We start from the raw sequence: 21,123 nt of genomic DNA, 5'->3' as shown, positions 1-21,123 counted from the left end.
ACATCATGCCCATCCGTATCCTGCTCGTCGACGACCACACCCTGTTCCGATCAGGGGTCCGCCTGCTGCTGCAGCGCCAGCCCGACTTCGAGGTCGTGGCCGAGGCGGGCGACGGGGTCGAAGGCCTGAAGCGCGCCAAGGAACTCAAGCCCGACGTGGTGCTGCTGGACCTGAACCTGCCGGGGCTGTCCGGGCTGGAAACGCTGCAGCTGCTGACCCAGGACCTGCCGTCCTGCGCGGTCATCATCCTGACGGTGTCGGAAGAAGCCGACGAACTCGGCCAGGCGCTGCGCGACGGCGCCCGAGGCTATCTGGTGAAGAACATCGACGCCGACGCCCTGGTCTCCGCCATCCGCCGCGCGGCCGGTGGCGAGGCCGTGATCGCCGACAGCATGACGGCCAAGCTGGTGGAACAGTTCCGCGGGCAGGCCAACCAGGCCCCGCAGCCGCCCGGCAGCGCCGAACGCCACCGCCTGACCGCAAGAGAGACCCAGATCGTGCAATGGCTGGCGCGCGGCGCCAGCAACAAGGTCATCGCCCGGGAACTGGACGTCAGCGAAAGCACGGTCAAGATCCATGTGCAGAACGTGCTGAAGAAACTGAACCTGACCAGCCGGGTGCAGGTCGCCGTGTATGCGGTGGAGCGCGGGCTGTACACCGAGGAATAGGGCGGCGCTTCCCGCGCGGCGTCCTGGAATGCCGGACGCCGGCCCTGCGTTTTCAGGGCGGGCTGGACCGCATGCCGGTTCTGCCCACGCCCGTGGACCAATCGATGCGGTCCTGCGGTGACGGCGTCTCCTGCGCCTGACGCAGCAGCCAGGCGCAGAATTCATCCAAGCGCTTGTTGGGATGGCGCAGCCGTTTGGCCACATACTGGTATCCGCTGGGCTGGAATCCAAGGGGCGCGATCAGACGGCCGTTCCGGATATCGTCGATGACCAGGTGCCAGGGCGCAACGCAGATTCCCAGGCCTCCGATCGCAGCCTCGATCGTGAAGTAATAGTGCTCAAACTCCGGACCGGGCGCGTGGGGGAGGCTGTACCCAACGGAATTGCTCCACATCTCCCAAGCGTTCGAGCGGGTTTTCGTATGCAGCAGCGGTTTGCGGGCCACATCCGCCGGTTTTCGCAGCTTGATGCGCACCGCCAGCGACGGCGCCAGCACCAGGCCCAGCCATTCGGGGAATAGCGGCAGCGTCTCGGCGTGGTCCGCGTGCGTCGCTTCATCGACCGCGATGACCAGGTCGTAGCGCTCGCGGTCGATATCGGCGGACCGCTCGGCCGCGCTGAGCCTGACTTCGATGTCGGGATGCAGCGCGTTGAAATGGTACAGGCGTGGAATCAACCATTTGACCGTGAAGGTGCTGAAACATGAAACGTCCAGCGTTCCATGGTCTATGTCACTTACGGCGCGCACGGCGGCTTCGATCTGATCCAGAGCCGAAGACAGGGCGGGAAGCAATATCTGTCCCGCGGCGGTCAATTGAGGCTTGCTCTTGGACCCCTCGAACAGCCGAACTCCCATTCTTGATTCAAGCAGCAGGACCTGGCGGCTGATTGCGCCCGGCGTAACGGCCAGCTCATCGGCGGCGGCCGTCATCCTGCCCAGCCGCGCGGCGGCCTCGAAGGCACGCAACGCGTTCAATGGCGGGAGATGTCGTTTCATATGTGAGTTTTAGGCAAATAGGAAAGCAGGAAATATCGATTCCTCTGGGTATATCAAGCCGGCAAAATGCACATCACCGATTAAGCCATGAATTTCAATGTCGAGGAAAAATCACATGCCTTTCATCCGGACCAGCGTGCATAAAGACACCAGCCAGCAACAGCGGCAGGGCATCGTCGATGGCATCCATCGAGCGTTGGTGGAGAGCATCGGGATGCCGGAGGATGAACTCTTCAATATGGTGGCCGAGTATGAATCGTCGCAATTCTGGTGCAGCCGGACATTCAATGGCATCGCCCGCTCGGATCGCGTGGTGGTGGTCGAGATCACGCTGCGGCGCGGGCGCAGCGACGCCATGAAGCGAGAACTCTATGCCAGCCTTGCGCGCAACCTTGAATCGAATGCCGGGGTGGCGCCCAAGGACGTGTTCATCTTCATGCATGAGAACGATTACTCGGACTGGTCGGTCGGCGAGGGCAGATTCGCCATGGCGCTAGCGCAACAGCCAGGCGCGGATCGCTGACCGGTCAAACGCGCGCGCCCCGCGCAGTTTGATCTTCGACAAGGCCCCGAGGCCGGCCGGCCCCTAGACTGGCCGTCATGGAAAATCGAACCTCTCCCATGGAGCTCGTGGCCCCGGCCGGCAGCCTTGCCGCCTTGAAAGCAGCGATAGAGGCGGGCGCCGACACCGTCTATCTCGGGCTCAAGAACGCCACGAACGCCCGCAATTTCGCCGGGCTCAATTTCACCGAAGCGGACATCCGCGCAGGCGTCGAACTCGCGCACCAGCGCAACCGCCATGTGCTGTTCGCGATCAACACCTTCGTGCAGGCGGGCAGGGTGCAGGAATGGCGCGCCGCGGTCGACGCCGCGCACGACCTGGGCGCTGACGCCGTCATCATGGCGGACCCGGGCCTGCTGGCCTACGCCAGCGACCGCTACCCCGATCTGCGCTTGCACTTGTCCGTGCAGGGTTCCGCCACCCACGCCGACGCCATCGAACTGATGAAGGAACAGTTCGGCATCCGCCGCGTGGTGCTGCCCCGCGTGCTGACGCTGGCCGAGGTCGCCCGCATCTGCGGCAACGTCAGCGTCGAGGTCGAGGTGTTCGGCTTCGGCAGCCTGTGCGTCATGGCCGAAGGGCGTTGCCTGCTGTCCTCGTACGCCACCGGCGATTCCCCCAACAACAAGGGCGTCTGTTCGCCCGCGCACGCGGTGCGCTGGGTCGAAGAGGACGGCCGCATGGACGCGCGGCTTTCGGGAATTTTGATCGACCGCTACGAGCCCGGCGAGCCCGCCGCGTATCCGACGCTGTGTAAGGGCCGCTTCGAAGTGGACGGGCAGGCGGACCACGCGCTGGAGGAACCCACCAGCCTGAACGCCATCGGCCTGTTGCCGCGCCTGGCGCAAATGGGCGTGTCCGCCATCAAGATCGAAGGACGCCAGCGCAGCCCGGCCTACGTCACCCAGGTGGTGTCCACCTTGCGCGCCGCGCTGGACAGCGCGCACGCGGACGCCGCGCGCTTCTCTCCGCGCCCCGAATGGAACGCCATGCTGGCGCGCCATGCCGAGGGTTCCCAAGTCACTCAAGGCGCTTTCGAACGTCCATGGAAATGAACCCCATCCCATTCCAGATTTCAGTCGGCCCCTTGCTCTATTACTGGCCGCGCCAGCGCACGATGGACTTCTACGCCGCCCTGGCGGAGAGCCCGGCGGACATCATCTACGTGGGCGAAACGGTCTGCAGCCGCCGGCACGAACTGCGCGCCGAGGATTGGCTGGAACTGGCCCGCGATCTGCGGGCCATGGGCAAGACCGTCGTGCTGTCGGGCCGCACCCTGATCGAAACCGGCGCCGAGGCCAGCGCACTGAAGAAGCTGTGCGAGCAGCAGGATTTCATGGTCGAGGCGGGCGAACTTGGCGCGGTGCGCCATTTGAGCGGCCGCGCGTTCGTGGCCGGACCGCACGTCAACGCCTATCACGGCGGCACGCTGGCCTGGCTGGCGAGCCGCGGGGCCGCGCGCTTCGTCGCACCGCTGGAAATGGACGGCACGACCCTTGCGCGCCTGCTGCGCGAACGCCCGGCCGGCATGCAGGCCGAGGTCATGGTGTGGGGCAGGATGGCGCTGGCGTTTTCGGCACGCTGCTTCACGGCGCGGCATTTCCGCCTGAAGAAAGACGATTGCGGGTTCCGCTGCATCGAACATCCGGACGGGCTGGACATGCGTACGCGTGAATCGCGCGAGTTCCTGGGCATCAACGGTATCCAGGTGCAGTCCGCGGCCTGTCTGGACCTGCTGGCCGAGGCGCCGGAACTGGCGGGCATGGGCGTGGAGGTGCTGCGCGTCAGCCCTCAATCGGCGGGCACGCTGGAAGCCATTGCCGCGCTGGACGCCACGCGGCGCGGCGGCAAGCCGCTGGCCGTGTCGCCACCCGACGGCATCGGCCGCTGCAACGGCTACTACTACGGGCAGGCAGGCATCGGCCTGCAGGAGGCCGCCGCATGAGCGCCGCGCTGAATCTGCCCTCGCTGGTCGCCAAGGTGGGCCGGCGCGTACCGGCGCCGCTGGTGTCCTTGCACTTCGTGGCGGGACTGGAGCTGGCGCGCCGGCTCAAGTGGCTGGAGCCCCCCGCTGAACTGGAGGGGCGCAGCTTCGCCATCACGGTAGAGGATCTGGGACTGCGCAGCAGCTTTGTCGTGCGGGACGGGGCGTTTCGCCCGGCCTGGAACCGTGGCCCCGCCGAGCTGGAACTGGGCGCCAAGCTGGCCGAGTTCCTGGCGCTGATGCGCGCCGAGACCGATGCCGACACCTTGTTCTTCCAGCGCCGCCTGCGCATATCCGGCGATACCGAGCTGGGGCTGATCGTGAAGAACTGGCTGGACGCGTCGCCCCGGCCGGCGTGGCTGCAGCGGATGAGCGGCGCGGGCGGATAGGCAACGGCCTTTCGCCGGCGGCGCGCTAGGCGCGTCCGCCGCCGCGGCTTTCCATCCTGCGCGCCACGCGCGACAAGGCCAGGCTGGCCGCGAAGTACAGCAGCGCCACGGCCAGATAGACCTCCACATGGTAGGGCCGCCAGGCGGTGCCGGCCACCACCGCCTTGGCCGCGCCCAGCACGTCGAACACGCCGATGATGCTGACCAGCGAGGTGTCCTTGACCGCGCCCACGAACACGCCCAGGGCGGCCGGCGCGGCGATGCGGCGGGCCTGCGGCCAGATGACGGACGCGTAGGCGGCGGCGGGGCGCATGCCCAGCGCGCGCGCCGCCATCATCTGGCCAGGGGGAATCGCTTGCAGCGCGCCGCGCAGCACTTCGGCCAGCAGGCACGCGGTGTGCAGCGTCAGCGCAGCCAGCGCCATGCTGAATTTGGATACCCCGCCGCCCAGCAGCATGGGTAGCACGAACGACGCGAACAGTAGTTGCGTCACCAGCGGCACGCCGCGCACCGCTTCGATCAGGCCGGCCGCGGCCAGCGATCCGGCGCGGCTGCCGGAGCGGCGCAGCAGGGCCAGCCCGAAGGCCAACGGCACGGCGGCCGCCAGCGCGGCGATCGCCAGTATCAGCGTGACCAGCAGCCCGCCCCAGCGCTGCGGGCCGATCAGGGCGCCGCCCCACGGCCAGCCGGTCAGGGCGCCGGCGGCAATGGCCAGCAGCGCGGCCAGCCCTGCCGCGCGCACGCCGGCCGGCACGCGCCGCGCGCCCAGCGTCAACGCGATTCCCGCCAGCAACGCCGCGCAGGCGGTCAGCGCGGGACCGCGATCCGCCTCGGCCATGGTGCCGAACAACAGCAGCGGCAGGTTCTCGCCCACGGCGGCCCAGCAGGCGCCCGCGGCTTGCGCGCAGGCGGCCGGATCGCCTTGCCAGACGGCGCGCAGCACAGCCCAGTCAAGCAGCGTCCACGCGGCAACGGCCAGCGCCAGTGTCAGGCCCGCCGACAGCAGCCGCCCGCGCCATGGCCGCGCGTGCGCGCCCGTGGCATTCCACAGCGGGCGCTCGCCCAGGCGCGCGCCGTGCGTGTCGCCCGGGCCGTGGCGGGTGTGGCGCGCATTCCATGCCGACAGGCTTCCGCCCAATCCCAGCGCCAGCGCCAGGTAGACGGCCACCGCCAGCGAGATTCCCTCTAGCGCCAGCCCGGTTTGCGTGATGGCCGTGTTGATGACGGCCATCAGCTCCTGATAGCCGATGGCGATCGCCAGCGTGCTGTTCTTCACCAGCGCCAGGCACTGGTTGGCATACGGCGGCAGGGCTACGCGCATGGCGTAGGGCGCGATCACCAGGCGCAGGACTTTCCACGGAGCCAGGCCCATGGCCTGGCCGGCCTCGACCAGCCCCACCGGCACGGCGCGCACGGCGGCGCGCACGATGTCGGCGATGTAGGCGGCGTGGAACACGACCAGCCCGATCGTCAGCGCCGCGAATTCAATGCTCGGCTGCCAGCCGCCTTGCAGTCCAAGGCCGCGCCTGACGGGCAGGTCGACCTGCACCGCGGGCAGGAAGATCCAGGCCAGCGCGGCGGCTGCCAGCGCGGCAGGGAGCGCCGCATTGTCCCAACGGCGGCGGGCGCGCCAGCCCAACGCCAGCGCGGCCAGCGCCACGACGGCATACGGCAGCCAGCCCTGCAGCGCCGGCAAGGCCAGGCCCCGGTTGGACAGCAGCACGGACGGCAGCGGCGACCACGCCTGCCGCATGTCCGGCAGGCGCAGCAGCACGCCGTACCAGACGAAAAGCTGCAGCAGCACGGGCGTGTTGCGCAGCGGCGCGATGACCAGGGCTGCGCAGCGTGCCGCCAAGGGGTGCGACGACAGCCCCAGGAGGCCCAGGGCGATGCCCAGCGCGGTTGCCAGCGGAATCGCAACCAGCGCAACGGTCAGCGTATTGACGAGCCCGGCCGCGATCGACATCCAATAGGGGTCCTCGGGCGTCACGTTCAGCAGGCTTTCCGAAATGCGGAAGCCGGCCTGCTGGAACAGGAAACCGAAGCCGCCCTGGATGCCGCGCGCGGCCTGCACCGACTCGATGTGCAGCACCAGGACAGCGGCCATGCCGCCCAGCGCCAACGCCCAGGCCAGGGCAGGCAGCCAGCGGCGCCAGAGACCGGAAGCGGGGAAGGGGATAGTCGTGGCAGTCATGATGGGCGGTGCGGGGACCGTGCAAAAAGAGAAGGCGGGCCGATGGCCCGCCCGCCGTGCTCAAGCGCTTGCGTGCTCAAGCGCCCGGGATCATTGGAACGGCGGCGAATACAGCAGGCCGCCCTTGTTCCACTGCGCGTTCAGGCCGCGGTCCAGCTTCAGCGGCGTGGCCGCGCCCAGGTTGCGGTCCCAGACCTCGCCGTAGTTGCCCACGGCCTTGATGGCGTTCTTCGCCCAGCCTTCGTCCAGGCCGAAGCTCTTGCCGATGCCGGGGTCCACGCCCAGCAGGCGCCGCACCTGCGCGTCGGCGCTTTGCGCCTGGCTGTCGGCGTTCTGGGACGTGATGCCCAGTTCCTCGGCGGCCACCAGCGCGTTGACCGTCCAGCGCACGATGGACGTCCAGTTGGGATCGTCCTGCCGCACGAAGGGGCCCAGCGGCGACTTGTTGATGCGCTCCGGCAGGATCACGAAATCGTCCGGCTGGCTGGCGCGGGCGGCGCGGCTGGCGGCCAGCGTGGACGCATCCGACAGGTAGACGTCGCAGCGTCCGGCATAGAAGGCCTGTTCCAGTTCCACCAGGTTTTCGATGACGACCGGGCGGTAGCTCAGCTTGTTCTTCTTGAAGTAGTCGACCAGGTTCTGCTCGTTGACCGTGCCGGGCTGCACGCAGACTTGCGCGCCGTCCAGTTCGGCGGCGCTTTTGACGCCCAGCTTGCGCGGCACCAGGAAGCCCTGGCCGTCGTAGAACACGATGCCGGCGGATACGATGCCCAGGCCCGCGTCGCGGCCCGACGTGATGGTGGTGTTGCGGTTGAGTACATCGATCTCGCCGGACTGCAGCGCCGGAAACCGTTGCTGCGAACTGAGCGGAACGAAGCGCGTTTTCTCGGGATCGCCCAGCACGGCGGCGGCCAGCGCGCGGCACAGGTCCGCGTCCAGGCCCGTCCAGCGGCCTTGCTTGTCGGCGATGGACAGGCCGGCCGATCCCTGGCTGACGCCGCACACGAGTTCGCCGCGCTTCTTGATGATGTCCACCGTGCCTGCCTGGGACGCGCCGGCAACCGCCAGCGCCGCGGCCACGCCCGCGGCCTTGATTAGATGAGTCAAACGCATGCCGTTCCCGTATCCGTTGTATGCAAGAAAGGCATGAATTCTATGGGGCGGCCTGCGTTTTCCGAGCGACTATATGGTCATATCAATATAAGAACTAAGCCTTATCCAGATGCGCGTCATATACCTAGAATGCCCGCATACCAAAATGGTCTGACGAACAAGGTTGCGCATGAGCTGGCAGGATGAATTCAGGCAGTTGTTTCCCATCACGCGCGACAAGGCCTACGCCAACATCGCCTACACCAGCCCGTTGTCGCCCCGCGTGGCGGGCGCGGTCGCGGACTTCTTCGATGGCATCACCCATGCCCGCAGCGACAAGCCTCAATGGCTGCGCGATGCCGACGCCTTGCGCTTGCGCCTGGCCCGCCTGATCGGCGGAGATGCACGCCGGCTGGCGTTCACCAAGAACACCACCGAAGGGCTGAACACCGTTGCGCAAGGTCTGGCCTGGCAGGATGGCGACAACCTGGTCGTCGATGACCAGGAGCATCCCACCAACGCCTTGCCCTGGCTGAACCTGCGCCGCCGCGGCGTGCAGGTGCGGGTGGCGCAGGCGCGCTCGCACCGCTACACGGTGGACGACCTGTGGCAGCACGTGGATGCGCGCACCCGGCTGATCGCGGTGTCGTGGGTGCAGTACGGCACCGGCCTGCGCACGGATATCGCGGAGCTTGGCCGCCGTTGTTCGGCGCGCGGAATCTGGCTGATCGTCGATGGCATCCAGGGCGCGGGGCTCTTGCGCGCTAAGGTCGACGAATGGCACGTCGATGCATTCGCCTGCGGCGCGCACAAGGGCATGCTCGGCCCGCTGGGCGTGGGCCTGCTGCACGTGTCGCCCCGGCTGCTGGATGCGCTGGACCCCTTGCATATCGGCCCGTCGGGCGTGACCACGCTGGACAAGTCCGGCCTGCAGTGGCAGGTGGGCGTGTCCGACGCGGGCGACGCGCGCCGGCTCGAAAGCGGCAACCTGAACTATCCCGGCATTGCCGGCTGGGCGGGCGCGCTGGACCTGATCGAACAGGCTCGGCCCGAGCGGATAGAACCCTGGGTGCTGGAGCTGTCGCAGGCCCTGAGCGATGGGTTGCGCGCGCAGGGCGCGCCGGTGGTGTCGCCGCCGGGTGACGACGCACGCAGCACGACGACGGCGCTGCGCGTCGCGGATCCCGCCGCCGCGCTGGCGCATCTGGCCGAAGCCGGGGTGGTGGCCAGCATAGTCGAGTATGGTTACGTGCGCCTGTCGGTCGGCGCCTATAACAATCATGCAGACATCGAACGCATCCTGCGCGCCGCGCGTGCGTTCGCCGCCTGATCCGGATTTTTGAAAACGCATCTTTTGGAGAGACACATGACAGAATCGAAGAAGCCCAACTGGCGCCTGGAAACCGTGGCCGTGCACGGCGGCTACCGCCCCGATCCGACCACGCGCGCGGTGGCGGTGCCGATCTACCAGACCGTGGCGTACGCCTTTGACGACACGCAGCACGGCGCGGACCTCTTCGACCTCAAGGTGCCGGGCAACATCTACACCCGCATCATGAACCCCACCACCGACGTGCTGGAACAGCGCGTGGCGGCCCTGGAGGGCGGGATCGCGGCGCTGGCGCTGGCCTCGGGCCAGTCGGCCGTAACCTACGCCATCCTGACCATCGCCGAAGCCGGCGACAACATCATTTCGTCCAGCACGCTGTACGGCGGCACCTACAACCTGTTCGCCCACACGCTGCCGCAATACGGCATCACCACGCGCTTTGCCGACCCGGCCGACCTGGCCGCCTTCGAAGCGCAGATCGACGACCGCACCAAGGCCATCTTCGCGGAATCGGTCGGCAACCCGCTGGGCAACATCACCGACATCGCCGCGCTTGCCGAACTGGCCCACCGCCACGGCCTGCCCCTGATTGTCGACAACACCGTGCCGTCGCCGTACCTGCTGCGTCCCATCGAACACGGCGCCGACATCGTCGTGCAGTCGCTGACCAAGTACCTGGGCGGCCACGGCACCAGCCTGGGCGGCGCCATCATCGACTCCGGCAAGTTCCCGTGGGCCGAGCACAAGGCGCGCTTCAAGCGCCTGAACGAACCCGATGTCAGCTACCACGGCGTGGTCTACACAGAAGCCTTCGGCCCGGCCGCCTACATCGGCCGCGCCCGCGTCGTGCCGCTGCGCAACACCGGCGCGGCGATCTCGCCGTTCAATTCGTTCCAGATCCTGCAAGGCATCGAAACCCTGGCGCTGCGGGTGGAGCGCATCGTGGAAAACGCCGTCAAGGTTGCCAGCTACCTGCGCGAGCATGCCAAGGTCGAATGGGTCAACTACGCCGGCCTGCGAGACCATCCCGACCACGCGCTGGCGCAGAAATACCTGGGCGGCAAGGTCCCCGGCCTGTTCACGTTCGGCGTGAAGGGCGGGCGCGACGCCGGCGCGCGTTTCCAGGATGCGCTTCAATTGTTCACGCGCCTGGTCAATATCGGCGACTCCAAGTCGCTGGCGACGCACCCGGCATCCACCACGCACCGCCAGCTCAATCCCGAAGAGCTGAAAAAGGCCGGCGTGCGCGAAGAAACCGTGCGCCTGTCCATCGGCATCGAACACATCGACGACCTGATCGCCGATCTGGAACAGGCCCTGGCGCAGGTCTAGGGGCGGGTCCCGCGCAGGCTGCCCCGGATCACTTCCGGGTGCTTTGTCCGTTTGCCGGACAAATCAGTTCGCGCAGCCTGCGCTGCACCGGGTCGCGGGTGACGGGCGCATTGCGTATGCCCGCCACCGGAATGGATTCCACGATCGCGCCGGTGGCGTCGTTGCCCGCGTAGTGCTGGACTTCGGTGACCGTATAGGTATTGGCGCTGCAGTTCAGCGTGACCGGCTGGGCGACCGAGCCATAGGGTTGGCCATTGGCTTCGGACACGCGGGGTTGCGCATAGAACCAGGCCACCGTCGCCGCCATCACCGGGGGACGCTCGGACACGGGCTGGATCGAATTGCTGTCGTAGAACACGCCAGGCATGGCCTGCGGATCCACGGGCACCCAGTTCGGGACGGCGAGCACGATGCTGTCGGCGGCGTGCGCCAGAGAGCCCCAAAGCGCCGCGGCGATCAGGGCCAGGGCGATGAGGCGGGGGGCGTGCCTTGCGGTCATGGTGGGCTTTCCGTGTGTTGCCGGTCTGGTTCGGGGAGTCCGATGAGACGTGAGCATGCGTTACGCCAGTATAGAGAACCCGGCGCAACGCGCTATAGTTTCGTCCGTTCCATAAACACGGTTGGCCGCGGGCGCTGCCGTTCATGCCCAGGATGCGTTGACCGATGAACATCAGACTGCTTGCCAGCGGCCTTGCGATTGCTGTCGCGGGTGTGCTTGGCTATGCCGTTTATCAGATCATACCGATGGGCGCGCCCCTCGCTCGCAGCGAGGTGATCGGCGAACTCAACGGGCCGGCGCTGGCCTCTTATTCGCGCGTGTCCATGCAGCGCTTCGGCGAACGCCAGCTGCTGACGGGCCAATTGCTGGTAACCCCCCGGGACGTCGAGGGCCTGAGCCGCGCGCCCGTGCTGGACACCCAGGTTCCCGCCCTGATGGAACGTTCGCAGAAGCAGCGCGAGCGGCTGACCCGCACCGGCGCCGCCGCGGTGCTTGCCCATGACCATGATGACCTTGCGATGCGGATGCTGCAGACCGGCAGCGCCGCCACCGATACGCGCAACCTCATCTATGGGGGCAGGGGCACCGGTGCGTTTGAACTGCTGGGTTCGATCAGCGGCGACACGGGCCTCACCCTGATCGGCACACCGCAGGGCAAGGCCCTGTATCTGGTGACCGGCACCGTGCGCAGCACGGGCGATGGCGATCAGCCGGACGCCTGGGATACGTTGCGCTCCGACGACCTGGGCGCCACCTGGACCTACGACCCGGAAGTGACGCTGGGCGCCCCGCAGCAACACACGGTGTTTCTGGCGCAGGATCTTGCCGTTGCGCTGGAGCCGCGCGAGGCCGGCATGCGCCTCTTGCACAGTTGCGACGGCGCCAGGCGCTGGTCCGCGGCGCTGTTGAAGGAACAGGTCTGGCCAGACGCGGCGGCGTTCGAACGTGGCTTCGCCGAAACGGCCGGGAAGGAACGCGGCCTGTACGGCGAGGAGCAGCTCGCCTACGGCTGGTCCTTGTATCCGCTGGACGAAAAGCGGGCCGTGGGCTGGAGCTGGCGCACGCGCGTCAGGCCCGACGCGCAGGAAAAAGACCGGGTGATCGAGACCCGGCGATTCGAGGTGGAATTCCAGGAGGGCGCGTCGCCCGCCTTCCGCATCACGCCCGCCGTGCCGCCCGTACCGGCGCAGAAGCCGCACGCGCGGGTGGCGCGCGACCAGCCCGTGTTCGAGACCACGGGCGATGCCATCTATGAACTGGACAAGGCGGGCCGGGCCTGGATCGAGCGATCCGTGTCGCCCGAGGTGCGCGGCATGCCCACCTGGATCGGGGACGCGTGGTTCGGCCGCAATGCATGGGTCATCAAGACCTATGCCGACCACATGCTCTCGTTCGGCGAGTACACCAAGACCTATTTCTATACCCGGGATCAGGGAAAGACCTGGCTCCCGTTCCAGTTGTCGCACGAACAGGAGCGCGGGCTGCTGGGCCTGGACCTGACCGGCGACGCCTTGCTGTCGCTGGCCGAGCGCGGCGGCAAGACCGTCATCCAGCGCTATCCGCTGGATTGAGCGGGGCCGCTAGTCGGCCAGCACGTACTCCGGATAGCGCTTGCAGATCTCGGCCACCTGGCTGAGCGTGCCCGACAGGTGCTCGCGCAGCACCTGCTGCGCCCGCGCCGGATCCTGCGCGACGATCGCGTCCAGCAGCCGCTGGTGGTCGTCCAGGATGCGTTCGGCTTTGCCCGCTTCCGGCAGGTGCAGCCGGCGCAGCCGGTCCAGGTGGCCGCTGTAGCGCTGCTCCATTTCCCACAGGGCGGTGACGCCGGCGGCGTCGTGCATGTTGCGGTGAAATGCCTGGTCGGCGTCGATGAACTGCTGGTACTCGCCCCTGGCGTGGCTGGCGCGCTGCAGATCGATGTTGGCCTGCAGCCGGTGAAACAGAAGGGGATCCGGCCGCTGCGCCAGCATTTGCACGATTTCCAGTTCCAGCGAGCGGCGCAGGAAATGCGCCTGACGGGCGGCGGCGATATCGATGCGGCTGACCACCGTGGTGTGCTGCGGATAGATCTCCACCAGCGCCTCTTCGGCCAGCCGCATCAGCGCATCGCGGATGGGCGTCTGGCTCAGGCCATAGGCTTGCGCCAGCGTGACGCGCGACAGCGGCGCGCCGGGCGCGAGTTCCAGCGAAACGATCTGTTCGCGCAGGTCTTCGAAGACCTGAGGCGCCGCGTGGCGGGACCGGTCCAATCTGAGCTTTTGGCTTTGCATCAGGTCGTCTAGTGAAGTCCCTTGCAGGACGGGCGTAAGCGAAAACCGCAGTGTAGCGGGTTTTTACCTAGCTGACGCACTAATGTATTAGTGTTTAAATGGCCTGACCGTCACCACGCTTTTGCCGCATCCCCTATGAAACGCTCCTACGAAAGCCTGCGCAGCGCCGCCTGGATGGCCAAGGACGACCTGCGTTCCTTCGGCCACCGGTCCCGCATGATGCAAATGGGTTATGGCCCCGACGACTGGGCCAACCGCCCCATCATCGCCATCATCAATACCTGGTCCGACCTGAATCCCTGTCACAGCCATTTCAAGCAGCGCGTCGAAGACGTGAAGCGCGGTGTGTTCCAGGCGGGCGGCTTCCCGGTAGAGCTGCCGGCCATTTCGGTGTCGGAATCCTTCGTGAAGCCCACCACCATGCTGTACCGCAACTTCCTGGCCATGGAAACCGAGGAGCTGCTGCGCAGCCACCCGGTGGACGGCGCCGTGCTCATGGGCGGCTGCGACAAGACCACGCCGGGCCTCATCATGGGCGCCATCAGCGCGGGCCTGCCCTGTGTGTATGTGCCCGCCGGCCCCATGCTGCGCGGCAACTGGAAGGGCAAGATCCTGGGGTCCGGCTCGGACGCCTGGAAGCTCTGGGACGAGCGCCGCGCCGGCAAGATCACCCAGGAACAATGGACCGAAGTCGAGGGCGGCATCGCCCGCAGCTACGGCACCTGCATGACCATGGGCACCGCCAGCACCATGACCGCGATTGCCGAGGCCATCGGCATGACCCTGCCGGGCGCCTCGTCGATTCCGGCGGCGGACGTCAACCACATGCGCATGTCCGCCGAATGCGGCCGGCGCGTGGTGGAGATGGTCTGGGAAGACCTGACGCCCCAGCGTATCCTGACCCTTGCGTCGTTCAAGAACGCCATCAACGTGGCCATGGCCATGGGCTGTTCCACCAATGCCATCGTCCACCTGGTCGCCATGTCGCGGCGCGCCGGCTGCGCGGTCAGCCTGGACGACTTCGACGCCGCCAGCCGCAAGGTGCCCGTCATCGCCAACATCCGGCCCAGCGGCGACACCTACCTGATGGAAGATTTCTATTACGCGGGCGGCCTGCCCGCGCTGATGACGCGCCTGCAAGACCACCTGGACCCGTCCGCCATGACCGTCACCGGCAAGACGCTGGGCGAAAACATCGCGGGCGCCGAGGTCTACAACGACGACGTGATCCGCAAGCTGGACACCGCCATCTACGACGAGGGCGCGCTGGCCGTGCTGCGCGGCAATATCGCGCCCGACGGCTGCGTGATCAAGCCCAGCGCCTGCGCGCCGCAGTATCTGCGCCACACCGGCCCGGCCCTGGTGTTCGACGACTACCCCAGCATGAAAGCCGCGGTCGACGACGAAAACCTGGACGTCACCGCCGATCACATCATGATCCTGCGCAACGCCGGCCCGCAGGGCGGCCCGGGCATGCCGGAGTGGGGCATGCTGCCCATCCCGACCAAACTGGTCAAGCAGGGCGTGCGCGACATGCTGCGGCTGTCGGACGCCCGCATGAGCGGCACCAGCTATGGCGCCTGCATCCTGCACGTGGCGCCCGAAAGCTACATCGGCGGCCCGCTGGCGCTGGTGAAGACGGGCGACATGATTACCGTGGACGTGCCGGCCCGCAGCATCAACCTGAACGTCAGCGACGAAGAACTGACCGCGCGCCGCGCCGCCTGGACGCCGCCGCCCAAGCGTTACGAGCGCGGCTATGGCTGGATGTATTCCAAGCACATCCTGCAGGCCAACGACGGCTGCGACTTCGACTTTCTTGAAACCGGCTTCGGCGCGCCCGTGTCCGAACCCGAGATCTTCTGAGCGCGGGCCTGGCCTGCCTTCCCGCATTCCCCGTTTTCAGACCCCGGAGCCATCGTGTCCCAAATGAATCCCGAAACCCGCGCCCGGCTGGCCGGCATCAGCACCGCCACCCTGTGCACCGCCTTGTTCAAGCGCGGCCTGCGCAACCAGTTCATCCAGGACGTGCGTCCGCTGAACGCCAACCTGCCGAACATGGTCGGCCCCGCCTTCACCCTGCGCTACATCCCCGCGCGTGAAGACCTGAACACCATCAAAGTGTTCGAAGACCGCTCGCATCCCCAGCGCGTCGCGGTCGAAACCTGCCCCGAGGGCGCGGTGCTGGTGATGGACAGCCGCAAGGACGCGCGCGCCGCGTCAGCCGGCTCCATCCTGATCACGCGCCTGATGAAGCGCGGCGTGGCGGGCGTGGTCACGGACGGCGGGTTTCGCGATTCCCCTGAAATCGCCGAACTCGGCTTCGCCGCCTATCACCAGCGTCCCTCCGCGCCCACCAACCTGACCCTGCATCAGGCCCTGGACATCAACGCGCCCATCGGCTGCGGCGACGTGGCGGTGTGGCCCGGAGACATCGTCGTCGGCGACCGCGAGGGCGTGGTCGTCATCCCGGCCCACCTGGCCGACGAGATCTCGATCGAGGCCGTGGAAATGACCGCCTTTGAAGACTTCGTCACCAGTCAGGTGCAGCAGGGCGCTTCCATCCTGGGCCTGTATCCGCCGACCGACCCCGGCACCAAGGACAAATTCGCCGCCTGGCGCAAAGAACAAGGCCGCTGAGCCTTGCCGCCGGCGCCGCCGGCACCCACACAGACCTATAAAACAAGGCAGGAGACAATCATGAACACGCAACGACGCGGCGCGCTTGCCGCGCTCTTGGCAGGCGCCGTCCTCGGCACGGCGGCCTTGCCCGCCAGCGCCGCCGACTGGCCCGCGCAAAAGCCCATTTCCTATGTGGTGCCGTTCACCGTGGGCGGCTCGACCGACGTGGTGGGCCGGGTGCTGGCCCAGAAGCTGGCCGACCGCCTGCACCAGAACGTCATCGTGGAAAACAAGCCCGGCGCCGCGGGCGGCATCGGCGCGACCTACGTCGCCAAGGCCGCGCCCGATGGCTACACCCTGTTCGGCGGCACGATCAGCACCCATGCCATCAACGCCAGCCTGTACAAAAACCTGAAGTACGACCCGGTCAAGGATTTCGAACCCGTGTCGTTGATCGCCTTCCTGCCCAACGTGCTGCTGGTGGATCCCAACCTGGGCGTGAATTCGGTGGCGGAGCTGATCGCGCTGCTCAAGCGCGACCCGACCAAGCGCACGTTCGCATCGTCGGGCGCGGGCACCTCCACGCACCTGGCCGGTGAACTGTTCTCCGGCATGATCGGCGTGCCGCTGACCCACGTGCCGTACAAGGGCACGCCGCCCGCCATGGTGGACGTGTCCTCCGGCGCGGTGACGTTCATGTTCGACCAGATGACGGCGGCGCTGCCGCTGCTGCAGACCGGCAAGCTCAAGCTGCTGGCCGTGACCACCAAGGACCGCATCGCGCTCGCGCCCGATGTCCCCACCATGCAGGAGGCCGGCGTGCCGGGCTTCCAGATGGCGTCGTGGCAGGCGGTCTATGCGCCCAAGGGCACGCCCAAGCCCATCCTCGACAAGCTGGCGGCCGAGATCGCCCTCATCGTGAAGGAACCGGACGTGCAGGAAAAGCTGGGCAAGACGATGGGCATGGAGCTGGTTGGCAGCACGCCCGAGCAACTGCGCGACCTGATGGCCACGGAAATCCCGCGCTGGGCGGAAGTCGTGAAGAAGTCGGGCGCGTCGGTGGAGTAGGGCCGTTTGCAGGGTGGCGCCGCCCGATGTGATCGCGCGGCGCCACGCGGATGCGCGTAAACGCGGGGCGGCGGGCTGGCAAATCGCGGGCCGCCGCCCCGTTGCGCTCAGGGCTTCAGATTGAGCTTGGGCACCAGCGTCTGGAACGCCTGCTCCTGGCGCGCCACGTCCGCGGTGAATTGCGGCTGGTCGGCGTACGAGGGCGTCAGGTTCTGCTTGCGCATGAGCGTCTGGAAGTCCTTGGATTGCGCCACGTGGCGGGCAGCGGCCCGCCATTTCTCCACGGCATCGGCGGGGGCCGCCTTGGGCAGCCCGATGCCACGCCACACGCTGAACTGCAGGTCCGCGCCCAGCTCCTTCATCGTGGGGACGGCGGGCAGGTTCTCCAGGCGCTGCGGCGCCATCACCGCAAGCGTGCGCAGCTTGCCGGTTTCGACGTGTTGCTGGAGTTCGGCGTAGGCCACCGTGGTGGCCTGCACGTCGCCCGCCAGCAGGCCCATGATGGCGGGCGCCGATCCCTGGTAGGGCACATGCACGAATTGCACGCCGGCTTGCTCGCCCAACGCCGCCGCCGCCATGTGCGGGACCGTGCCGATGCCGGCATTGGACACCGCGATGCGCTCGGGATTCTTCTTCGCGTCCGCCAGGAATTCCTCTACCGTTTTCCACGGCGCGTCGGCGCGCACGGTGACCGACGAGGGATCGTCCGTGAAGCGGGCGATAGGCTGAAAATCGCCGACCGTGGTCTTGCCGATGCCCATCAGCGGCACCACTAGCATTTCAGGGGTCATCAGCACCAGCCGGTAGCCGTCGGGCTGGGCGTTGGCAACGTACGCCCAGCCGATGGAGCCGCTGGCGCCCGGCTTGTTGATCACGACGGTGGGCTGCGCCAGAAGCGGGGGGCGGGCGGCTTCCGCAATGGCGCGGGCGGTGTTATCGCTGCCGCCGCCGGGCTGGTAGGCGACCACCAGCTCCATGGAACGCGCGGGATAATCGGCCGCGTGGGCGGCGGGCAAGACGGACAGGGCGCTGACGAGCAGCGCGGACAGGCGGATGTGTCGCATGATGGCGGCTCCGGAATCAATAGCCCAGGGCGGACAGGTCCGCGAGCGTCTGCTTGGTGATGGCGATGGTGCGCTCGCGCTCCGCGCCGGCCAAGTCAAGGCGGGGCGGCTTCACCGTTTCGGCGCTGCCGGTGATCAGATGTTCGGCCAGCTTGATGTGCTGCACGAGCTTGACCACCGTATCCAGGTGGAACAGCGGAGTCAGGGCGGCGTACAGCTTGCGCGCGCGGACGAAATCCTCTTCGGCAGCCAGGCGCAGCAAGTCGACCGATGCCTTGGGGACGGCGTTCGCCATGCCGGAGACCCAGGCGGTCACGCCCAGTGCGGCGCTTTCCAGTATCAGGTCGTCGACCCCGCACACCACGGCAAGGCGGTCGCCAAAGCGCGTGATCAGGTCGGTGACACGGGTGGTGTCGTAGGATTCTTCCTTGATGGCGGCGATGGTCGGCTCCTGCAGCAATTCGGCCACCACGTCCGGCGTCAGGTCCACCCCATAGCCGCGCGGATTGTTGTACAGCAGGATGGGCAGGGGGCTGGCCTGCGCCACCGTGCGGTAGAAGGCCACCGTTTCCCGGTTGTCGGACTTGTACGTCAGGCCGGGAAACACCATCAGGCCGTTGACTCCGATCTTCGCGGCCTCCTGCGCGAACGCCGCCGCCCGGGCCGTGCCGGTTTCGGCCACGCCCGAGACCACCGGCACCCGGCCGCGCACGGTTTCCACGGCGGTGCGCAACACGCTGAGCTTTTCTTCGGGCGACAACTGGGCGTTTTCGCCCACCATGCCCATCATCACGACGCCGCCGACGCCGTTGTCGATCAGCCGTTCGAGGCCCTTGCGGATGGCGTCCAGGTCCAGGGAGAAATCGGGGTTCAGTTTGGTGGTGACGGCGGGGAAAACGCCTTTCCATTGAATGCTCATGCTGCGGCTCCTGATGTGCGGCCCGCCCGAGGGAACCCGGCCGGAATGGATTATTGGATATTGGATCCAAAGTGTAGAGTTTAAAAAAAGGAGGCGTATGCCTCGATCCGCCACTTTTTCCGGCGGCGTTATGCGGTGGATCATGGATCCAATATACTCACATTAAAAGGTCTGCGGGCACCGGCTGTCTCTCGGGGTTTTCCTGGGCATCACCAGCCGGTTCCGGCATTTCCACACCGCGCGGCGTCCGCCGGGCGGGATCAACCAGACAGGTTTCACGTGTCCCAGAATTCTCCGCTGTCCGTATCGCCGTCTCGCCCCGCCGCCGGTTCCGCCGGCCGCCTGATCCGCAAGACCGCCGTCGAGCTGGTCGTGGACGAACTGCGTGACCGCATCCTGTCCGGCGCGATCGCGCCGGGTTCGGCGTTGCGGCAGGAACTGTTCGCCGAAGAGCTGGGCGTGAGCCGCCTGCCGGTGCGCGAGGCCATCCGCCAGCTCAGCGCGGAGGGATTGATCGACATGATCCCGCACCGCGGCGCTTACGTGTCGATGCTGTCGCGCACCGAAGTGCAGGAGTTCTTCGACATCCGCATGCGGCTCGAACCGTGGCTGCTTCGCGTTGCCGTGCACCAGAAGGACGACGGCGACCTGGACCGCGCCGCGCAGGTGGTGGCGCAGATGGACGAGGCCGCGCCGGAGCAGTGGGGCCGTCTCAACTGGCAACTGCATGAATTCCTGTACCGCTCCGCGCAGCGGCCGGCGGCGCTGGGCATGGTCCGCGCGCTGCACGAAAAATCAGAGCGCTATTTCCGCTTCCAGATTGTCAACGCGCCGATCCGCCAGCAGGCCCACGACGAACACACCGAACTTATCGCGCTTGCCCGCCTGGGCCAGCCGGAAAAAGCGGAGGCCGCGCTGGAACGCCATATCGCCCAGGCGGCAGAGCAGATCCTCGCCATCGTCGACCATCTGCTCGATGCGTCGGCCTCGCCGCAGCCCGCCTAGGCTTCGTGTACGCGCGGGTCACCCCGCGCTTTTTGGGGCCTGGATCATCTTCCAGCCATTGCCCGCCGGGTCGCGAAAACCCGCGTCGACGCTGCCGTAGCGATCCACCGGTTCCTCGGTGAACTCCACGCCCAGGGCTTTCAGGCGGGCGTAGCTGGCGCGGCAGTCGGCGACGGAGAGCACCAGGGACGGCATCGCGCCCTTGGCGACCATGGCGCGCAGGGTTTGCGCGGTGGCCTCGTCGTGGATGGGCGGGCCGGGCCGGAACAGGCCCAGTTGAAACGAGGGCTGGTCCGGATGCTGGACCGTGAGCCAGCGGTAGGGGCCGTTGCGCACGTCGGTGTGCACGCGAAACCCCAGCTTGTCCACGTAGAACGCCAGCGCCGCATCCTGGTCATCCACGTATATGCCTGCGACATTGATACCTTCGTTCATGACTCCTCCTTGGTCTGTGGCGGGACTGTAGCCTTGGCCAGACGGCGGCGCTTCTCCAAAACTGCGATCGCCAGATCGGGGCGCTGGGCCGCCTTCAGCACACACGCGGGGACGCCGCCCGCTGAATGCACGTCCGCCCGCGCTTCGCTGCGCGTTTCGCTGCGCATGGCGCTGGGGCTGCGCCCCGTGACATCCTGAAAGGTGCGGCCGAAAGTGCCCAGGCTTTCCCATCCGGTCGCGAAGGCGATTTCCGTGATGCTCAGCCCGGTTTCGCGCAGCAGGGCGATGGCCCGTTCGATGCGCCGCGTCAGCAGATACCGGTGCGGCGGCAGGCCGAAGGCCCGCTTGAAGGAGCGCGCGAAATACGCTGGCGACACCCCGCTGACCTCGGCCAGGCGGCTGACCAGCCAGGCCTCCTGCGAAGCAGCGTCCATGCGGTCTTTGGCGCGCAGCAGCCGGCGCAGCAGGGCCGCGTCCTGCAATGCGCCGTCGGAAGACGCGGCGCCGGGGTGTGGGCGAGAGGGCATGGTCACAAGTGGCTGCCGGGGTGCTGCCAGTGTAGGTCACGGGCGTCGGGCGCCCGCGTGACGTTGCCCTGCCGCGCGCAGATCGGGGCGGTCTTGGCCGCCAGCGTGAAGAGGCCGGACAGCGCTAAGCTACTGCTCATAGGGCCTGGCTCCATCCCCAAGCCCC

At 67.4% G+C, this 21,123-nt stretch carries 22 protein-coding genes; 12 read left to right on the top strand and 10 right to left on the bottom strand.

Annotation, left to right across the window (positions count from 1 at the left end; genetic code table 11):
• Positions 1–5 precede the first annotated feature (5 nt).
• A complete protein-coding gene (locus ASE30_RS27745) occupies positions 6–668 on the top strand; it encodes a response regulator transcription factor (RefSeq protein WP_057287495.1) in 663 nt (220 codons plus the stop codon).
• Between the two features lie 52 nt (positions 669–720).
• Here the strand turns inward: ASE30_RS27745 and ASE30_RS27740 are convergent, their stop codons facing one another.
• Complete coding sequence (locus tag ASE30_RS27740) at positions 721–1,665, bottom strand: LysR substrate-binding domain-containing protein (RefSeq protein ID WP_057287494.1); 945 nt, start codon at positions 1,663–1,665, stop codon at positions 721–723.
• Positions 1,666–1,780: 115 nt separating this feature from the next.
• Between ASE30_RS27740 and ASE30_RS27735 the strand changes: the two genes are divergently transcribed.
• From ASE30_RS27735 to ASE30_RS27720, 4 genes are all read left to right on the top strand, one after another.
• The gene (locus tag ASE30_RS27735; RefSeq protein WP_057287493.1) at positions 1,781–2,188 is read left to right on the top strand and encodes a tautomerase family protein; all 408 of its coding nucleotides are present in this window, start codon (positions 1,781–1,783) and stop codon (positions 2,186–2,188) included.
• A 77-nt stretch (positions 2,189–2,265) separates the two neighbouring features.
• Complete coding sequence (locus tag ASE30_RS27730; RefSeq protein WP_057287492.1) at positions 2,266–3,282, top strand: peptidase U32 family protein; 1,017 nt, start codon at positions 2,266–2,268, stop codon at positions 3,280–3,282.
• On the top strand, positions 3,279–4,172 hold the full coding sequence (locus ASE30_RS27725; protein ID WP_200964499.1) for a U32 family peptidase: 894 nt from the start codon (positions 3,279–3,281) through the stop codon (positions 4,170–4,172). Before ASE30_RS27730 ends, ASE30_RS27725 begins: the two co-directional genes overlap by 4 nt.
• Entirely contained in the window at positions 4,169–4,600 is a 432-nt protein-coding gene (locus ASE30_RS27720; protein ID WP_057287491.1) for an SCP2 domain-containing protein, read from the top strand. The genes ASE30_RS27725 and ASE30_RS27720 overlap by 4 nt, the downstream gene beginning before the upstream one ends.
• Positions 4,601–4,625: 25 nt before the next feature.
• Here the strand turns inward: ASE30_RS27720 and ASE30_RS27715 are convergent, their stop codons facing one another.
• Positions 4,626–6,794, bottom strand: coding sequence for an ABC transporter permease subunit (locus ASE30_RS27715; protein ID WP_057287490.1), 2,169 nt, complete (start codon positions 6,792–6,794; stop codon positions 4,626–4,628).
• Between the two features lie 90 nt (positions 6,795–6,884).
• Entirely contained in the window at positions 6,885–7,907 is a 1,023-nt protein-coding gene (locus tag ASE30_RS27710; RefSeq protein ID WP_057287489.1) for an amino acid ABC transporter substrate-binding protein, read from the bottom strand.
• Positions 7,908–8,076: 169 nt separating this feature from the next.
• Between ASE30_RS27710 and ASE30_RS27705 the strand changes: the two genes are divergently transcribed.
• Together ASE30_RS27705 and ASE30_RS27700 are read left to right on the top strand one after the other, a co-directional pair.
• Positions 8,077–9,216 (top strand): aminotransferase class V-fold PLP-dependent enzyme, encoded by a 1,140-nt coding sequence (locus tag ASE30_RS27705; RefSeq protein ID WP_057287488.1) that lies wholly within the window; start codon positions 8,077–8,079, stop codon positions 9,214–9,216.
• 36 nt (positions 9,217–9,252) lie between these two features.
• Positions 9,253–10,548, top strand: coding sequence for an O-acetylhomoserine aminocarboxypropyltransferase/cysteine synthase family protein (locus ASE30_RS27700; protein ID WP_057287487.1), 1,296 nt, complete (start codon positions 9,253–9,255; stop codon positions 10,546–10,548).
• Between the two features lie 28 nt (positions 10,549–10,576).
• Here the strand turns inward: ASE30_RS27700 and ASE30_RS27695 are convergent, their stop codons facing one another.
• On the bottom strand, positions 10,577–11,047 hold the full coding sequence (locus ASE30_RS27695) for a surface-adhesin E family protein (protein ID WP_057287486.1): 471 nt from the start codon (positions 11,045–11,047) through the stop codon (positions 10,577–10,579).
• Positions 11,048–11,211: 164 nt separating this feature from the next.
• On the opposite strand from ASE30_RS27695, the gene ASE30_RS27690 reads away from it, so the two are divergent.
• Positions 11,212–12,618 (top strand): hypothetical protein, encoded by a 1,407-nt coding sequence (locus ASE30_RS27690; RefSeq protein ID WP_057287485.1) that lies wholly within the window; start codon positions 11,212–11,214, stop codon positions 12,616–12,618.
• Positions 12,619–12,627: 9 nt separating this feature from the next.
• On the opposite strand, the gene ASE30_RS27685 is transcribed toward ASE30_RS27690, so the two are convergent.
• Positions 12,628–13,317: a GntR family transcriptional regulator gene (locus ASE30_RS27685; RefSeq protein ID WP_057287484.1), complete on the bottom strand. Its 690-nt coding sequence runs from the start codon at positions 13,315–13,317 to the stop codon at positions 12,628–12,630.
• A gap of 135 nt (positions 13,318–13,452) precedes the next feature.
• Here ASE30_RS27685 and araD point away from each other — a divergent pair, with 135 nt between their 5' ends.
• From araD to ASE30_RS27670, 3 genes are all read left to right on the top strand, one after another.
• Positions 13,453–15,183, top strand: a complete 1,731-nt coding sequence (gene araD, locus ASE30_RS27680) for an L-arabinonate dehydratase (RefSeq protein WP_057287483.1) — start codon at positions 13,453–13,455, stop codon at positions 15,181–15,183.
• A 63-nt stretch (positions 15,184–15,246) separates the two neighbouring features.
• A complete protein-coding gene (locus ASE30_RS27675) occupies positions 15,247–15,957 on the top strand; it encodes a ribonuclease activity regulator RraA (protein WP_057287482.1) in 711 nt (236 codons plus the stop codon).
• 60 nt (positions 15,958–16,017) lie between these two features.
• Positions 16,018–17,007 carry a tripartite tricarboxylate transporter substrate binding protein gene (locus tag ASE30_RS27670; RefSeq protein WP_057287481.1) on the top strand — a complete coding sequence of 330 codons (990 nt, stop codon included), beginning with the start codon at positions 16,018–16,020 and terminating at the stop codon, positions 17,005–17,007.
• A gap of 107 nt (positions 17,008–17,114) precedes the next feature.
• Here the strand turns inward: ASE30_RS27670 and ASE30_RS27665 are convergent, their stop codons facing one another.
• The gene (locus tag ASE30_RS27665) at positions 17,115–18,071 is read right to left on the bottom strand and encodes a tripartite tricarboxylate transporter substrate binding protein (RefSeq protein ID WP_057287480.1); all 957 of its coding nucleotides are present in this window, start codon (positions 18,069–18,071) and stop codon (positions 17,115–17,117) included.
• Positions 18,072–18,087: 16 nt separating this feature from the next.
• Positions 18,088–18,990 (bottom strand): dihydrodipicolinate synthase family protein, encoded by a 903-nt coding sequence (locus tag ASE30_RS27660; RefSeq protein ID WP_057287479.1) that lies wholly within the window; start codon positions 18,988–18,990, stop codon positions 18,088–18,090.
• A gap of 279 nt (positions 18,991–19,269) precedes the next feature.
• Here ASE30_RS27660 and ASE30_RS27655 point away from each other — a divergent pair, with 279 nt between their 5' ends.
• The gene (locus ASE30_RS27655; RefSeq protein ID WP_082601769.1) at positions 19,270–19,995 is read left to right on the top strand and encodes a GntR family transcriptional regulator; all 726 of its coding nucleotides are present in this window, start codon (positions 19,270–19,272) and stop codon (positions 19,993–19,995) included.
• An 18-nt stretch (positions 19,996–20,013) separates the two neighbouring features.
• On the opposite strand, the gene ASE30_RS27650 is transcribed toward ASE30_RS27655, so the two are convergent.
• The 3 genes from ASE30_RS27650 to ASE30_RS29145 are packed head-to-tail and all read right to left on the bottom strand — an operon-like array spanning position 20,014 to position 21,097.
• Positions 20,014–20,430: a VOC family protein gene (locus ASE30_RS27650; RefSeq protein ID WP_057287478.1), complete on the bottom strand. Its 417-nt coding sequence runs from the start codon at positions 20,428–20,430 to the stop codon at positions 20,014–20,016.
• On the bottom strand, positions 20,427–20,957 hold the full coding sequence (locus ASE30_RS27645) for an AraC family transcriptional regulator (protein ID WP_057287477.1): 531 nt from the start codon (positions 20,955–20,957) through the stop codon (positions 20,427–20,429). Before ASE30_RS27645 ends, ASE30_RS27650 begins: the two co-directional genes overlap by 4 nt.
• Before the next feature lie 2 nt (positions 20,958–20,959).
• On the bottom strand, positions 20,960–21,097 hold the full coding sequence (locus ASE30_RS29145) for a hypothetical protein (protein WP_156407803.1): 138 nt from the start codon (positions 21,095–21,097) through the stop codon (positions 20,960–20,962).
• Positions 21,098–21,123: the final 26 nt, after the last annotated feature.

Origin of the sequence: Achromobacter sp. Root83, from assembly GCF_001428845.1 — a bacterium.
GTDB lineage: Bacteria > Pseudomonadota > Gammaproteobacteria > Burkholderiales > Burkholderiaceae_B > Achromobacter.
The sequence above is the reverse complement of the archived record's forward strand: the minus strand, read 5'-3'. Positions and strand labels throughout refer to the sequence as shown.

Excerpts from the sequence above, each read along its gene's own strand:
- ASE30_RS27745 (WP_057287495.1), top strand. The coding sequence starts at position 6 with ATGCCCATCCGTATCCTGCTCGTCGACGACCACACCCTGTTCCGATCA.
- ASE30_RS27740 (WP_057287494.1), bottom strand. The coding sequence starts at position 1,665 with ATGAAACGACATCTCCCGCCATTGAACGCGTTGCGTGCCTTCGAGGCC.
- ASE30_RS27735 (WP_057287493.1), top strand. The coding sequence starts at position 1,781 with ATGCCTTTCATCCGGACCAGCGTGCATAAAGACACCAGCCAGCAACAG.
- ASE30_RS27730 (WP_057287492.1), top strand. The coding sequence starts at position 2,266 with ATGGAAAATCGAACCTCTCCCATGGAGCTCGTGGCCCCGGCCGGCAGC.
- ASE30_RS27725 (WP_200964499.1), top strand. The coding sequence starts at position 3,279 with ATGAACCCCATCCCATTCCAGATTTCAGTCGGCCCCTTGCTCTATTAC.
- ASE30_RS27720 (WP_057287491.1), top strand. The coding sequence starts at position 4,169 with ATGAGCGCCGCGCTGAATCTGCCCTCGCTGGTCGCCAAGGTGGGCCGG.
- ASE30_RS27715 (WP_057287490.1), bottom strand. The coding sequence starts at position 6,794 with ATGACTGCCACGACTATCCCCTTCCCCGCTTCCGGTCTCTGGCGCCGC.
- ASE30_RS27710 (WP_057287489.1), bottom strand. The coding sequence starts at position 7,907 with ATGCGTTTGACTCATCTAATCAAGGCCGCGGGCGTGGCCGCGGCGCTG.
- ASE30_RS27705 (WP_057287488.1), top strand. The coding sequence starts at position 8,077 with ATGAGCTGGCAGGATGAATTCAGGCAGTTGTTTCCCATCACGCGCGAC.
- ASE30_RS27700 (WP_057287487.1), top strand. The coding sequence starts at position 9,253 with ATGACAGAATCGAAGAAGCCCAACTGGCGCCTGGAAACCGTGGCCGTG.
- ASE30_RS27695 (WP_057287486.1), bottom strand. The coding sequence starts at position 11,047 with ATGACCGCAAGGCACGCCCCCCGCCTCATCGCCCTGGCCCTGATCGCC.
- ASE30_RS27690 (WP_057287485.1), top strand. The coding sequence starts at position 11,212 with ATGAACATCAGACTGCTTGCCAGCGGCCTTGCGATTGCTGTCGCGGGT.
- ASE30_RS27685 (WP_057287484.1), bottom strand. The coding sequence starts at position 13,317 with ATGCAAAGCCAAAAGCTCAGATTGGACCGGTCCCGCCACGCGGCGCCT.
- araD (WP_057287483.1), top strand. The coding sequence starts at position 13,453 with ATGAAACGCTCCTACGAAAGCCTGCGCAGCGCCGCCTGGATGGCCAAG.
- ASE30_RS27675 (WP_057287482.1), top strand. The coding sequence starts at position 15,247 with ATGAATCCCGAAACCCGCGCCCGGCTGGCCGGCATCAGCACCGCCACC.
- ASE30_RS27670 (WP_057287481.1), top strand. The coding sequence starts at position 16,018 with ATGAACACGCAACGACGCGGCGCGCTTGCCGCGCTCTTGGCAGGCGCC.
- ASE30_RS27665 (WP_057287480.1), bottom strand. The coding sequence starts at position 18,071 with ATGCGACACATCCGCCTGTCCGCGCTGCTCGTCAGCGCCCTGTCCGTC.
- ASE30_RS27660 (WP_057287479.1), bottom strand. The coding sequence starts at position 18,990 with ATGAGCATTCAATGGAAAGGCGTTTTCCCCGCCGTCACCACCAAACTG.
- ASE30_RS27650 (WP_057287478.1), bottom strand. The coding sequence starts at position 20,430 with ATGAACGAAGGTATCAATGTCGCAGGCATATACGTGGATGACCAGGAT.
- ASE30_RS27645 (WP_057287477.1), bottom strand. The coding sequence starts at position 20,957 with ATGCCCTCTCGCCCACACCCCGGCGCCGCGTCTTCCGACGGCGCATTG.
- ASE30_RS29145 (WP_156407803.1), bottom strand. The coding sequence starts at position 21,097 with ATGAGCAGTAGCTTAGCGCTGTCCGGCCTCTTCACGCTGGCGGCCAAG.